Source organism: Roseateles sp. GW821-FHT09G03 (genome assembly GCF_059416045.1).
In genome coordinates this window covers 43,435-56,523 of the sequence record NZ_JBWKOK010000002.1, presented here as the reverse complement: position 1 = coordinate 56,523, position 13,089 = coordinate 43,435, and the positions used below count along the sequence as shown (strand labels likewise).

The following is a 13,089-nucleotide window of genomic DNA, read 5'->3' as shown; positions in this document are numbered from 1 at the left end:
GATGCTGCGTGCCGCGGTCGTCCTGCTCTTCGTCATCAACGTGCTGGTGTTCGGCTGGAACAAGGGGTGGATCGCCGGCATGTCGCCCGCCACGCCGCGCCTGGACCAGCAGATCAATCCGGAGCGGCTGTCGCTGCTCAACCAGAAGGCCGTCACGCAACTCGCGGCGCGCTCCTGCCTGGAGCTGGGACCGCTGATCGGCGATGAACTGCTCAAGCGCGCCAATGCAGCCCTGACCGCGGCCGGGATCCCGGCGTCGTCGATCGAGACCAATGCCGTCAACACCGGCGGCGTGTGGGCGCTGGCCACGATCAAGATGCCCAGCAAGGACTTCCGCGAGCGCAAGGAAGACACCTACCGCAGCGCCAAGATCGCGTTCGAGCCGCTGCAAGGCTTCCCCGACGAGCAGCCCACGCTGGTGCTGAGCAAGCACGACAGCGAAGCGGCCGCGCTGGCGGCGCTCGACGGGATGACGAAGCGCAACTACAAGGGCCTGCGCGTGATGCGGCTCCAGGAGCCGCTGCAGCAGACGACGCTGCGGCTGGCGCGGCTGGATGGGGTCCAGACCGGGAAGCTGAACGCGCTGGCCAATCCGCCCTGGGGCGAGAAGCGCAAGGACTGCTCGGTGGAAGCACCAGTTGCTTCATCCGCAGCGAGCGCGGCGAACGGGTCAGGGTCGGGCGCTAGTCGCTGACAAGTCCTGACCCCCTCTCCCGTTTGCGGGAGACCGCCTACCTGATGAGTTCGGGGCGTTGGCCGCCGAGGCATGAGGCTGTCAGACCTCTGGTCTTCCAGCGCTCGCCGGCGTCGTTCAGTCCACTGGACTGAACTCGGTCCGGCTCTCCCCCGGAGTCAAGCTCCGAAACCTCACGCCTCACCGTCCCCAACCACTTCCGTACTGCCCCGGTTTTGCCACCGAGGACTTCGTAGGTTCTCGGCTCGATTACTTCGAGCGGATCTTGGCGAGACGCGGCTTCGGCCAGCGCAACGCCACGATCGCCAGCACCAGGCCAGCCAGCCACAGGCCGCTCATGGCGCCACCACCACCGCCGCCGCCCGACGACGTGTCGGTGGGCGTGGTCGGCGTCGTGGGAGTCGTCGGCGTCGTGGCGGGCGTCACCGCCAGCACGGCCGCATTCGCGTCCAGCATCCCGGCGCCGCAGGTGCTGGTCGTGCAGTTGCACTCGAGCTGCGGTTGCGTGCTGTTGCCCGCCACGCACTGCGCAACACCTGCGGTCGCCGCAGGGAAAGCCCGTGCCGAGGACTGCAGCGCGGTCTTGATCTTGGCCGGGGTCAACGTCGAATCCACCTGCAGCATCAGCGCGATCGTGGCGCTGACCAGCGGCGTCGAGAAGCTCGTGCCCGTGCCCGTGTAGTTGAAGGCGTTGCTGTTCGCGACCGGCGTGGTCGTGCCGCTGTTGCTGGTGGACAGGATCGGGTACAGGCAGGCGCCGGTCGAGTTGACGCAGTTGCCGCCCGGTGCGCTGATCGTCACCTGCGGGCCGAGGTTGGAGAAGCCGACCTTGGTACCCGCGTGGCGCAGGCCCGCCACCGCGATGACGTTGTTGCAGTTGGCCGGCGTGCCGACGGCGATGCCGCCTTCCTTGGTCGGGTCGTCGTTCTCGACGCCATTGCCAGCGGCAGCGACCACCGTCACACCCGCCGTGACCGCCGCGTTGATCGCGTCCTGATAGGTCGAGGTGCAGGCCCCGTCTCCGCCCAGGCTCATGTTGATGATCTTGGCCGGGGTGCTGTTGGTAGGCAGGCCTGGCACGGTGATACCCGCCGCCCAGCGCATGCCCGCGGCGATGTCGGAGGCCCAGCCGCCGCACTTGCCCAGCACGCGCACCGGCTGGACCTTGGCGCCGTAGGCGAGACCCGCCATGCCCTGGCCGTTGTTGGCGATGGCCGCGATCAGGCCGGACACCCGCGTGCCGTGCCAGGAGCTGGAGCCGATGTCGTCGGCCGTGCAGCTGGTGCCCAACCGGCCGCTGTCGATGTCGGACTGGTCGACCCAGTCGCCGGGATCGCTCGGATCGCTGTCGGCGCCATCGCCGTCATTGGCGGTCGCGATGACGCTGGTGCCGCTGTTGCCGAAGCCGATCATGTCGTAGCCCTGGACGAACTGGCCGGCCAGGTCCGGATGGTCCATGCGCACGCCGGTGTCCAGCACCGCGACGACGACGCCCGAGCCCGTCGACTTGTCCCACGCCGCCGGCGCGTTGATCGACGAGAGCACCGTGGAGTCCGGCGCCTTGAGGTACCACTGGCCCGCGGCGACGCCGTTGTTGGCGGCGGTCGCGTACAGCGGGTCGTTGGGCACGGAGAAATGCTTCTGCCAGCGGTCGACCTCGACCGACTCGACATCGCCGTCGCTGGCCAGTCGCTTGGCGAGTTCCGCGGAGCTCATGCCGCTCGCGGTGTAGACGTGGGTGCGGCTGTCCAGGCTGCGACGCGCGTGCAGGGTCGCAGCGTGTCTGAGACCGAGCGTCGTGCCGCGCACCTGCGCGATGTCCTTCGCTTCGGAAGCCGTCGCGCGCATGGCGAGCGGCCGGGCCTTGACCGCATCCGCCTGCGCCTTGAAGCGCACGATCACGCGCGCGAAATCGGGTTGCTGGTCGGGCTTGACGACGGTCCCGGTGACCGCGCCGGCGGTCCCGGCCCCAAACAACCCGAGGACAGCCACGGCAGCAGCCAGACGCTTCGGCAAAGACAGCACGGACATGCGGAAACTCCACAAAACTGAGCTAACCAGTTTAGGGGTGAGGCTGCTAAGAAATTGCTAATGGACCGACACATTTGCAGCGAGGCATCACCTCCAAAGGGGGATTCCTCACGCAAAGATGAGCCACCTATCGTCGAAGTGGTGACCGTTCGTATCAGGGGCGGTTCTTGAGCCTTCCGAAGGCGTTGCAAGGTGTTTCCCGACCGGGCGCTGCGGAAACGAAAAAGCCCCGCCAAGGCGGGGCTTCGGGAGGCGGGAAAGAGGCCGCCGGGGTCGCTTACTTGGCGACGACCTTGACCATCTCGAGCACCTTGTTCGAGTAGCCCCACTCGTTGTCGTACCAGGACACCAGCTTGACGAAGGTGCCGTCCAGCGCGATGCCGGCGTCGGCGTCGAAGATGGAGGTGCGCGGGTCACCGCGGAAGTCGGTGGCGACGACCTTGTCCTCGGTGTAGCCCAGCACGCCCTTCAGGGCGCCTTCGCTCTGGGCCTTCATTTCGGCGCAGATCTCGGCGTAGGTGGCGTTGTTGTTCAGCTCGACGGTCAGGTCGACGACGGAGACGTCGGAGGTCGGCACGCGGAAGGACATGCCGGTCAGCTTCTTGTTCAGCTCGGGGATCACCACGCCCACGGCCTTGGCGGCGCCGGTCGAGGACGGGATGATGTTCTCGAGGATGCCGCGGCCGCCGCGCCAGTCCTTGTTGGACGGGCCGTCGACGGTCTTCTGCGTGGCGGTGGTGGCGTGCACGGTGGTCATCAGGCCGCGCTTGATGCCCCACTTGTCGTTCAGCACCTTGGCCAGCGGAGCCAGGCAGTTGGTGGTGCAGCTGGCGTTGGAGATGATGGCCTGGCCGGCGTAGGTCTTGTCGTTGACGCCGTAGACGAACATCGGGGTGTCGTCCTTGGACGGGGCCGACATGATCACCTTCTTGGCGCCGGCGGTCAGATGCTTCTCGCCGGTTTCCTTGGTCAGGAACAGGCCGGTGGCTTCGACGACGATGTCGGCGCCGACTTCGTTCCACTTCAGCTCGGCGGGATCCTTGACCTGGGTCAGGCGGATGCGCTGGCCGTTGACGATCAGCGTGTTGCCGTCGACCGCCACGTCGCCGTCGAAGCGGCCGTGGACGCTGTCGTACTTGAGCATGTATGCCAGGTAATCGGGCTCGAGCAGGTCGTTGATGGCGACGATCTGGATGTCCTTGAAGTTCGCCACGGCGGCGCGGAACACCATGCGGCCGATGCGACCGAACCCGTTGATACCGATCTTGATGGTCATGAGGAAAGTCTCCTGCGAGTGAAATGAATCGATGACGTCATGGGCGCGTCGCCCAGCCAGTGGACGTCGTGCCTCGGAGGTGTTCGGTCCGGCGCGACTAGCGGGGCTGCAAGGCAGCGGGCTGGGTCGCCGGGAACCCTCGATTTGAACAGATAGTCGACGGCCGGCGTTTCGAGCGGGTTACCGGGTTACGGCGACGCGGCCGCAGTGGTTTCATCGCCCAGCTTCAACTTGCCGCAAGGCACGTCGATCTGGATCGTCTGGCCGAACAGGTCGTTGGCCATCTTGTCGGGCTTGAGGCGTAGATCGCGGGCCTCCAGCCATTTCAGGAAAGACAGCCGGTTCGGATTGGCCGGTTGCCCTGCTTCCACCTCGTTGGGCAGGCGCGGCCCGTAGATCGTGTAGTTCACCTTGAACGGGCAGCTCATGGTGTCGAAGTCGAAATCGGCCTTCAGCGTCTCCAGGTCCTGGACCATGCCAAGGAACCTCGTCAGCGGCAGCTGCGCGTTGTTGAGGGCATAGACGCGATAACCGGGGGGCAAGGTCGTGAACTGCTGGCGCATCACCACGGGGCCCTTGAGCGCGTCGGTCTCGCCCGTCAGGCAGGGCATCCGGGACCGGGCGGCCCAGGCGACGGTGGCTCGCACCGCTTCGGGGGACGCGTTGGTGTAGAGCACCTTGACCTCGGGGATGCCCGAGGCGTCCGACGACCCGCCCGGGGGCTGACGGGTCGGGAAGAAGGTCAAGGTCAGCACCACGTGTTCGACGTCACGCGAGCTTGTCGACTCGTCGATGCGGACACCGTCCGCCGGCTGCACGATGCAGGCCGTCGGAATGCTTGGGCGATCGGGCGGCATGGGCAGCGGGGCGAGGCCGCTGTTGTTGAAGTTGAACTCCTGCACGGCCTGGACACTGCCATCCGAGGGCTGCAGGCAAGGCAATCGGTAGCGGTCCACGTAGCGCCGAACGACCTTGAGCTGGTCCTCGCGCAGGGTGTTGGCGAGGATCTCGACCTCGGGCGCCGCCGTCGGCGTCGAGAAGCGCAGCAGCACACGGGCCCATGGCGACCCGCGATCCAGATCGTTGCGCTGGGGAAAGACCGGCGGCTCGGCGGGGCGTTGCAGGCAAGCGAGCGATTGGGCCTCGCTGGCGGGGGTGGCCTCGGTGCGGGCTTGCGCGCAGGCGCTGTTGGCGCTCAGCAGCAGCGCGAGCGCGCCGGCCAGCGTTGCGATGTGACGGTGCGGCATCGGAATCCTTGTTGTCCTGTCCCTGTGCCCGCGCGGCGATCGATCGCCGTCCTCCGGGCGCGGCGCAGTCTATGCGTGCGACCGCGCGCGCGGCCTCAGGGCTTTCGGGGGTAATGAACGGGATCCGAGGGGCGGAAACGACAAAGGGGTGCCAGAGGCACCCCTTCGAGGGAGACGGCGCCGGACCCGAGCGGATCCGCGCCGTCGATGGCGTGAGCGATCAGCCCTTCCCCAATCAGCCCTTCAGCCGCGCCTGGCCGATGACGACCTTGACGGTGTCGGCGACGTTCTCCGGCGTGAAGCCGAAGTGCTTGAACAGCACGTTGGCCGGAGCCGACTCGCCGTAGGTGTCCAGGCCGACGACGGCGGACACGCCGTACTTCCACCACAGGTCGGTCACGCCGGCCTCGATGGCGACGCGCGGCAGGCCTTCCGGCAGCACCAGCTTCTTGTACTTCGCGTCCTGGCGGTCGAACAGGCTCGTGCAAGGCATCGAGACCACGCGCACCGGGATGCCGGCCACGGCCAGCTGCTGCTGGGCCGCGATGGCCAGCTGCACTTCCGAGCCGGTGGCGATCAGCACCGCTTGCGCCTTCTTCTTCAGGCCGACGTCGGCCGGCTCGCTCAGCACGTAGCCGCCGGTGGTGATGGCGTCGACGGCCTCGCCCGACTTCTTCAGGTAGGGCAGGTTCTGGCGGCTCAGCGCGAGCACGCTGGGACGCTGGCTGTTGGCCAGGGCCAGCGTCCAGGCCACCGCGGTCTCCGCGGTGTCGGCGGGACGCCAGACGTCCAGACCCGGGATCAGGCGCAGGCTGGAGACGTGCTCGACGGACTGGTGCGTCGGGCCGTCTTCACCCAGGCCGATGGAGTCGTGCGTGAACACGTGGATCACACGCTGCTTCATCAACGCGGCCATGCGGATGGCATTGCGGCTGTAGTCGCTGAAGGTCAGGAAGGTGCCGCCGTAGGGGATGAAGCCGCCGTGCAGCGCGACGCCGTTCATGATCGCGGCCATGCCGAACTCGCGCACGCCGTAGTTGATGTGACGGCCGCCGTTGGAGCTGCCGTCCTCTTCCAGGCGGAAGGCGGGCGTGCTCTTGGTGTTGGTCAGGTTGGAGCCGGTCAGGTCGGCCGAGCCGCCCAGCAGCTCGGGCATCGCAGCGGTGAAGGCTTCCAGCGCGATCTGGCTGGCCTTGCGGGAGGCGACGGTCTCGGCCTTCTCATGCGCGCCGATGACGGCCTGCGCGGCGACGTCGGCGAAGTTGGGCGGCAGCACGCCGGCGATGCGGCGCGAGAACTCGGCGGCCAGTTCCGGGAACTGCGTGGCGTAGGCGTCGAACTTGTCGTCCCAGGCCTTCTCGAAGCCGGTGCCGGCGTCCTTGCCGTCCCAGTCGGCGTAGACCTCGGCGGGCAGCACGAAGGGTTCGTGCGACCAGCCCAGCGCTTCGCGGGTCAGCTTGATTTCCTCGGCGCCCAGCGGTTCGCCATGGGCCTTCGACGTGTTGGCGCGGTTCGGGCTGCCCTTGCCGATGTGGGTCTTCGCGATGATCAGCGACGGCTTGTCCTTGCTGGTCTTGGCCAGCGCGATGGCGGCGTCGACGGCGTCGACGTCATGGCCGTCCACCGGACCGACGACGTTCCAGCCGTAGGCTTCGAAGCGCTTGGCGGTGTCGTCGCCGAACCAGGGGTCGACCTGGCCGTCGATGGAGATGCCGTTGTCGTCGTAGATCGCGATCAGCTTGTTCAGCTTCCACGAGCCGGCCAGCGAGCAGGCTTCATGGCTGATGCCTTCCATCAGGCAACCGTCGCCGAGGAAGGCGTAGGTGTGATGGTCGACGATGGTGTGGCCGTCGCGGTTGAATTCCTTGGCGAGCTGCTTCTCAGCCAGCGCGAAGCCGACGGCGTTGGTGATGCCCTGGCCGAGCGGGCCGGTGGTGGTCTCGACGCCGGGGGTGATGCCGACTTCCGGGTGGCCCGGGGTCTTGGAGTGCATCTGGCGGAAGGCCTTGAGCTCGGCGATCGGCAGGTCGTAGCCGGTCAGGTGCAGCAGGGCGTAGATCAGCATGGAGCCGTGGCCGTTGGACAGCACGAAGCGGTCGCGGTCGGCCCACTGCGGGTTGGCCGGGTTGTGGCGCAGGTGGCGCTTCCACAGCGCGACGGCGATCTCGGCCATGCCCATCGGGGCGCCCGGGTGGCCGGAGTTGGCCTGCTGGACGGCGTCCATCGCCAGGGCACGGATGGCGTTGGCCATCTGGGTGGTGTTCGGGGTGACGACGGCAGCGCTGGTCTCGGCCATGGTGTTGGTCTCGGGCAGGGGTTGGGGCAAACCCGAGATTCTAGTGAAGGCGCCGGGGAGCGGTTTCCGGGTGTGCGCGGGGTGACGAAAAGTGCGCGGAAGCGTATCGCGGAGCGGGCTCTAAACTCGCGGCCTCAATTTCTGGACCCATCGATGCGAGCCATGATCCTCGCGGCCGGGCGCGGCGAGCGCATGCGGCCGCTGACCGACCACACGCCCAAGCCCTTGCTCAAGGTGCGGGGCAAGCCGCTGATCGAATGGCACATCGAGGCCTTCGCGCGCGCCGGTATCCGGGACATCGTGATCAACACGGCGTGGCTGCACGAGCAGTTCGAGGCGACGCTGGGCGACGGCGCGCGATTCGGCGTGACGCTGCACTACAGCCATGAAGGCGAGCGTTACGGCCGCGCGCTGGAGACGGGCGGCGGCATCGCGACGGCGCTGGACCTGCTGTGCGCGGACGGCGACGACGCGTTCTGGGCGGTGTCGGCGGACATCTTCATTCCCGACTTCGAGTTCGATCCGGCGAAGGCCGCGGCCTTCGCGGCCGGCCCGCTGCTGGCGCACCTGTGGTTCGTGCCGAAGCAGCCGCGACATCCGAAGGGCGACTTCGGTATCGACGCGGCAGGCTTCGCGACGATCGCCGGCGACCTCGAGGTCTACAGCAACATCGGCCTGTACAAGCGCGCGTTCTTCGACGGCGTGCAGGCGGGAGAGCACCAGCGCATCCGCGCGAGCCTCGACCGCGCGATCCACGCGCGAGCCGTGACGGCGGAGCTCTACACCGGGCCGTGGGCGAATGTGGGATCGCCGGAGCAGTTGGAGGAACTCAATGGGAAATGAGCCTGTCCGCTTCGCAGGTGAAGTGACGTGGCCGGAATATCGCCACATCCGGCGTCGCCTGCCGCCGTGGTGGGGACGAACAGCCATCGTCTTGCCGGCAGCGATGCTCGTCATTATGTGGTGCGCTGGCGACTTCACATTGCTGCGCGGCGACCCCGTCAGGTTCGTGATCGACCTGATGCCGTTCGCGCTGCTGTTTGCGATCGCCGTCGGGGCGGGCTTCCTGATCGAGCGTCAGCAGTGGAAGGCCTTCAGCCGCACCCAGGGCAAGGCAAGCGGCGAGGTCAGTGCGGCAGGGCTGCTCTGGAAGACGGAAACGCTCACGGCCCAGTTGCCCTGGGACAAGATCACCGGATACAAGCTCGACGATCAACTCGTCCTGCTCTATTACTCCGCGATGTGCGCGCACGTCCTGCCGCGAAGCTTCTTCGCCGATGAGGCGTCGTGGAACGCGCTGCAGGCCTTGGTGAAGCAGCACGCGAAGGCGATCGGCTGAGCGCTGCCGCCTCGGACTTTAGGGATCGCAGTTTGCGATCTCAAACAGGAGAGGGCACCTAGCGCAGAGCCGCCCACGATCTCAGGCCGATGACCTGGCCTGAGATCGCGGGCGGTTTCTTGTGTAGCAGGTACATGACTGAGATCAAGGCGTTGCTTCAATTTGGTGCGCGCTTGAGTGACAAGACCTGACCCCCTTCCCACCTAGGAAGGAAGCGCCAGAAGTCTTTGATTTAAATCAGAGAGCCTTCGGGTCGATGCGCAGAGCATGCGTACTCGTGATTCCGATTGCGGCTCGACAGATCAGGGCGCCGCTCGGTGATCTCGTTCAGCCTCGTTGAATCGATCTGGAGAAGTAACCCGTGCCCATCTTCCATCGCACCGCGCTGGCCCAAGAGCTGGCGAGCCACATCCTGGACGACGACCTTGCACCTGCACGGTCCGGCCTTTTTCTCGGCGCACGTCGTCGCACCGGCAAGTCGACGTTCCTGCAGCAGGACCTCTGCCCCGAGCTGAAGCGCCGCGGCGCTATCGTCATCTACGCTGACCTCTGGGAGGAGCGCGACCAGGATCCCGGTGACGTCATCATTGAAGCCATCCGCGAAGAACTCGCTCGGCATGAAAGCGTCGTCATGCGCTTTGCGCGTTCGGCCGGCATGGAGCGAGTGAACATGGGTGGGGTCGCCTTCACCATGGATCGGGTCGGCCTCGGAAAGCAGGTGTCGTTGGCGAAGGCATTGGCCATGCTCTCAGATGAGTGCCAACGAATGATCGTGCTCATCGTCGATGAGGCTCAGCATGCGATCACGACGGACAAGGGAAGCAACGCGCTCTATGCGTTGAAGGCCGCTCGGGACAAACTGAACATGGGGCCGCACCACGGCCTTCGGATCGTGGCCACCGGATCGAATCGCGACAAGCTGGCCATGCTGGTGGAATGGAAGGATCAGGCATTCTTCTGCGCTCCGATGAAGGAGTTTCCGCCGCTCGGAGTCGACTACCTGAACTGGATTTGCGAGCGTGCACCGGCCTCCGCGGCGTTGAAGGCGGGAGCGTTGTCCACCCTCTTCGAGCGCTCGGGCTACCGCCCTGAATGGATGCAGATCGGCCTGAACGCACTTGCTTTGCGAGACAACTGGACCCCGGAAGAGGCCGCAGCGGTGTTTGCCGAGGCCATCGAGTCACGGGCCGATTCGCGCATTCAGAACCTGCTGGCGTTGATCGGATTGCTCAGCCCGCTACAGTCGGCGGTACTCCGCGTGCTGGCCGCACAGGGCCGGCGTTTCGTACCGTTCTGGAACCGTACTTTGGAGACCTTTCGGTTGGTGATAGAGCAGGACGACGGTAATGATGTCGACGAACCGATCAACGTCGAGACCGTTCAACAGGCCCTGGATGCGCTCAAGGACAAGGGATTTCTCTGGCGCTCCGTCCACGGCGTCTATGCCCTGGAGGAGTTCGGCATTCGTGAGGCGCTGGAGGAGGGGCGCCTGCTGACGGAGTCGACGCAGCGTGTCACGCTGATGGGGAGCCAAGCTGTCTGAAGCGGCATGCAGGCTGGATGCCACGCATTCAGCCCGTGAGCAGCAACCCTGCGGCGACCTTCTACGTGAGGGTCGCCGCGATCAAGCCACTCTCATCGAGCCGAGCCTACGGGCCGTCCCGCCCAGCGCTCGCACTGCTGCCGCACCAACTCGTTCAGCAGCTGCTCCTTCTCCACGACCCCGCGCGCCCACGTCGCGTCGTTGCCTTGCCAGCGCATCTCCTCTCGGACATATCTCAGCGCCGGCTCCGCCTTCAACGCCACCGCATGCGGCTCCAGCGCATGCAGCGTGACGTTCAGGTCTTCACGCAAGCTGCGGTGCTCACCGCTCTTCGGATCCACGAAGGTTCCGTCCAGCCCGAACCGGCACGCCTGGAACCGGTTGAACGTGTAGGGCAGGTAGTCGTCCTCATGCAGCTCGAACGGCTTGTCGTGCGAGATCCACCGCGCCAGGCATTGGATCAGCGCCGCCAGCGCCGACGCCTTCTCGATCGTCAGCGGCGTGTCGAGCACCCGCACCTCGATCGTCCCGTACTCGGGCTTGGGCCGGATGTCCCAGTAGAAGTCCTTCATGCTCTTGACGACGCCCGTGTGGGTCATCTTCTCGAAGAACACCAGGAAGTCGTCCCAGGTCAGCACGAAGGGCGCACGCCCCGACAACGGGAACGCGAACACCGAGTTCAGCCGCGCCGAATGGAAGCCCGTGTCGTTCCCCTGCACATACGGCGATGACGCCGACAGCGCGATCAGATGCGGGATGAAACGCGACAGCCCATGCAGCAGCCGCAGCGCCTGGTCCGGGCCTTCGCAGCCGATGTGCACGTGCTGCCCGAACACCGTGAACTGCTTGCTCAGGTAGCCGTACAGCGACGAGATCTCCTGGAAGCGCGGCTTGTCGAAGATCCGCTGCTTGCTCCAGTGCTGGTACGGGTGCGTGCCGCCGCCGGACAGACCCAGGTTGAGCCGGTCGGCGCTGCGCACCAGCGCGTCGCGCGTGACCGTCAGTTGCTCCAGCACCTGCTCGTAGTTCGTGCAGACGTTGGTGCAGAGCTCGATCATGCTGTCCGTGATCTCGGGCGTGACGTCGCCCGGCACGGTCTCGCCTTTCATCACCCGCAGCAGGTCCTTCGATCCCGGCATCAGGTCGTAGTCGTGGCGGTTGACGATCTGGAGCTCCAGCTCCACACCCATTGTCAGGGGCTTCGAAATGGCAAATGGTTCGAGGCTCATCGCTTCGCAGCCTCCTTGACTACAGGCGTTTCAGGGTGATGCTCGCCGGCGAGGCGCAGACCCCATTGCACGGCGATCGGGCCGACCAGCTCCATCAAGGCGATCGTCGAGAGGATGACCGGCGCGAGCAGCGCGGCTGTCTGAGGGTGATGCAGCTGTACTTCGCTGAAGAGCACCAGCATCGTGCCGGACACCGGGCTCAGGCACACCGCCAGCGCGATGCCCTGGCGGGCGTCGATGCCGCTGAGGCGCGCCATGCCGGTGAGCGCGAGAGCTTTGGCCAAGAGGCGCAGCAGCAGCAGTGCCAGCGCCAGCACCGCGCCCATCGCCAGCGCCTGCAACGTCCATGCGGAACCGACCGCGACGAACAGCATCAGCACCAGCACCCCGCCCGCCGTGCCGAAGTGGCGCGGCCACACCCACGGCCGTTCGGTCGTGTTGCGCAGGATCATGCCGGCCAGCAGCGGCACCAGCAGCGTCGACAGGTTGAGCACCCGCGCCACGCTCAGCGCCACCAGCACCAGACCCAGCAGCATCAGCACCGAGTTCTCGTTGCGCAGGTCCAGCCGCCGCATCAGGTTGGCGGTGAGCCGCGCCAGCAGCGCGGCGACGATGATCGAACCGATGAACGCATACAGCGGCTGCGCGACGGCTTCCAGCCAGTCGCCCTTCTGGTCCAGCGCGAGCCAGCCCAACAGCAGCTTGTGCGCGAGCACGCCGTAGATCGTGTTCAGCGAGGTCAGCGCGAGCATGCGCTCGCTGACCTGACCGGCGGCGCGCAGCTCGGCGCCGACTCTGCCGACCACCGCCGCGCTCGACGCCATCGTCAGCACCGCGCAGCTGAACGACACCAGCGGGCTCACGCCGAGCAGCGTCAGCCCGAAGCCGACGACGACGAAGGACGCGATCGCCTCCGCCGCGCTCGCACCGAGCAGCGCCTTGTTGTTGCGCAGCCAGCGCAGGTTCACGCGCGAGCCCATCTCGAACAGCAGCAGCGCGAGCGCCAGATCGACGACCAGCCGCAGCCGCGCGTCGAGCGCGCCGTTGGCGAAGATGCCGTGACCCAGCGCCGCCAGCACCATGCCGACGACGCTGTAACCGACGACGCGGGGCAGGCCCAGGCGGCGGTTCACGAATTCGCCGAGCACGCCGGCGGCCACCATGGTCAGCGAGGCCCAGAACAGCCAGTCGGGCCGGGGCGGCCAGCTGCTGAACTGCAGGAAGTTCGCAAAGTCGTTCATCAAAACGAAGGTTCTCCTCGATTCGTGGACGGCGGCCAGCTCCGGAATCCGGTGGGCCGGGGAGAGCCCCCGATCATCGGGCCAATCCGGTCGCCATGGCGGCGATCCAGGACAGGCGCTGGCAGCCTTTACTTGTCGGCTTTACCGATTGCCGGTCATCGGCAACCGGGCGGGAGCGTCGATTGCCGTCTCC

At 66.6% G+C, this 13,089-nt stretch carries 10 protein-coding genes; 4 read left to right on the top strand and 6 right to left on the bottom strand.

Annotated elements, in window-relative coordinates; genetic code table 11:
- Nucleotide 1 precedes the first annotated feature (1 nt).
- Nucleotides 2-694, top strand: a complete 693-nt coding sequence (locus AC07OZ_RS07465; RefSeq protein ID WP_495466539.1) for a hypothetical protein — start codon at nt 2-4, stop codon at nt 692-694.
- Nucleotides 695-943: 249 nt separating this feature from the next.
- Here the strand turns inward: AC07OZ_RS07465 and AC07OZ_RS07460 are convergent, their stop codons facing one another.
- The 4 genes from AC07OZ_RS07460 to tkt all read right to left on the bottom strand — a co-directional run bounded on the left by AC07OZ_RS07460 (nt 944) and on the right by tkt (nt 7,544).
- Entirely contained in the window at nt 944-2,725 is a 1,782-nt protein-coding gene (locus tag AC07OZ_RS07460) for a S8 family peptidase (protein ID WP_495466538.1), read from the bottom strand.
- 277 nt (nt 2,726-3,002) lie between these two features.
- The gene (gene gap, locus AC07OZ_RS07455) at nt 3,003-4,001 is read right to left on the bottom strand and encodes a type I glyceraldehyde-3-phosphate dehydrogenase (RefSeq protein WP_067281231.1); all 999 of its coding nucleotides are present in this window, start codon (nt 3,999-4,001) and stop codon (nt 3,003-3,005) included.
- Between the two features lie 188 nt (nt 4,002-4,189).
- Complete coding sequence (locus AC07OZ_RS07450; RefSeq protein ID WP_495466537.1) at nt 4,190-5,248, bottom strand: hypothetical protein; 1,059 nt, start codon at nt 5,246-5,248, stop codon at nt 4,190-4,192.
- 235 nt (nt 5,249-5,483) lie between these two features.
- Nucleotides 5,484-7,544 (bottom strand): transketolase, encoded by a 2,061-nt coding sequence (gene tkt, locus AC07OZ_RS07445; RefSeq protein ID WP_495467350.1) that lies wholly within the window; start codon nt 7,542-7,544, stop codon nt 5,484-5,486.
- 153 nt (nt 7,545-7,697) lie between these two features.
- On the opposite strand from tkt, the gene murU reads away from it, so the two are divergent.
- The 3 genes from murU (at nt 7,698) to AC07OZ_RS07430 (ending at nt 10,426) form a co-directional block, all read left to right on the top strand.
- Complete coding sequence (gene murU / locus AC07OZ_RS07440; RefSeq protein WP_495466536.1) at nt 7,698-8,387, top strand: N-acetylmuramate alpha-1-phosphate uridylyltransferase MurU; 690 nt, start codon at nt 7,698-7,700, stop codon at nt 8,385-8,387.
- A complete protein-coding gene (locus AC07OZ_RS07435) occupies nt 8,377-8,883 on the top strand; it encodes a YcxB family protein (RefSeq protein ID WP_495466535.1) in 507 nt (168 codons plus the stop codon). The genes murU and AC07OZ_RS07435 overlap by 11 nt, the downstream gene beginning before the upstream one ends.
- Nucleotides 8,884-9,244: 361 nt before the next feature.
- Nucleotides 9,245-10,426, top strand: coding sequence for an ATP-binding protein (locus tag AC07OZ_RS07430; protein ID WP_495466534.1), 1,182 nt, complete (start codon nt 9,245-9,247; stop codon nt 10,424-10,426).
- Between the two features lie 92 nt (nt 10,427-10,518).
- On the opposite strand, the gene AC07OZ_RS07425 is transcribed toward AC07OZ_RS07430, so the two are convergent.
- Both AC07OZ_RS07425 and AC07OZ_RS07420 read right to left on the bottom strand, forming a co-directional pair.
- On the bottom strand, nt 10,519-11,655 hold the full coding sequence (locus AC07OZ_RS07425; RefSeq protein ID WP_495466533.1) for a YbdK family carboxylate-amine ligase: 1,137 nt from the start codon (nt 11,653-11,655) through the stop codon (nt 10,519-10,521).
- Nucleotides 11,652-12,896: a cation:proton antiporter gene (locus AC07OZ_RS07420; RefSeq protein WP_495466532.1), complete on the bottom strand. Its 1,245-nt coding sequence runs from the start codon at nt 12,894-12,896 to the stop codon at nt 11,652-11,654. Before AC07OZ_RS07420 ends, AC07OZ_RS07425 begins: the two co-directional genes overlap by 4 nt.
- Between the last annotated feature and the right edge of the window lie 193 nt (nt 12,897-13,089).

Excerpts from the sequence above, each read along its gene's own strand:
- murU (WP_495466536.1), top strand. The coding sequence starts at position 7,698 with ATGCGAGCCATGATCCTCGCGGCCGGGCGCGGCGAGCGCATGCGGCCG.
- gap (WP_067281231.1), bottom strand. The coding sequence starts at position 4,001 with ATGACCATCAAGATCGGTATCAACGGGTTCGGTCGCATCGGCCGCATG.
- tkt (WP_495467350.1), bottom strand. The coding sequence starts at position 7,544 with ATGGCCGAGACCAGCGCTGCCGTCGTCACCCCGAACACCACCCAGATG.
- AC07OZ_RS07465 (WP_495466539.1), top strand. The coding sequence starts at position 2 with ATGCTGCGTGCCGCGGTCGTCCTGCTCTTCGTCATCAACGTGCTGGTG.
- AC07OZ_RS07460 (WP_495466538.1), bottom strand. The coding sequence starts at position 2,725 with ATGTCCGTGCTGTCTTTGCCGAAGCGTCTGGCTGCTGCCGTGGCTGTC.
- AC07OZ_RS07420 (WP_495466532.1), bottom strand. The coding sequence starts at position 12,896 with ATGAACGACTTTGCGAACTTCCTGCAGTTCAGCAGCTGGCCGCCCCGG.
- AC07OZ_RS07450 (WP_495466537.1), bottom strand. The coding sequence starts at position 5,248 with ATGCCGCACCGTCACATCGCAACGCTGGCCGGCGCGCTCGCGCTGCTG.
- AC07OZ_RS07425 (WP_495466533.1), bottom strand. The coding sequence starts at position 11,655 with ATGAGCCTCGAACCATTTGCCATTTCGAAGCCCCTGACAATGGGTGTG.
- AC07OZ_RS07435 (WP_495466535.1), top strand. The coding sequence starts at position 8,377 with ATGGGAAATGAGCCTGTCCGCTTCGCAGGTGAAGTGACGTGGCCGGAA.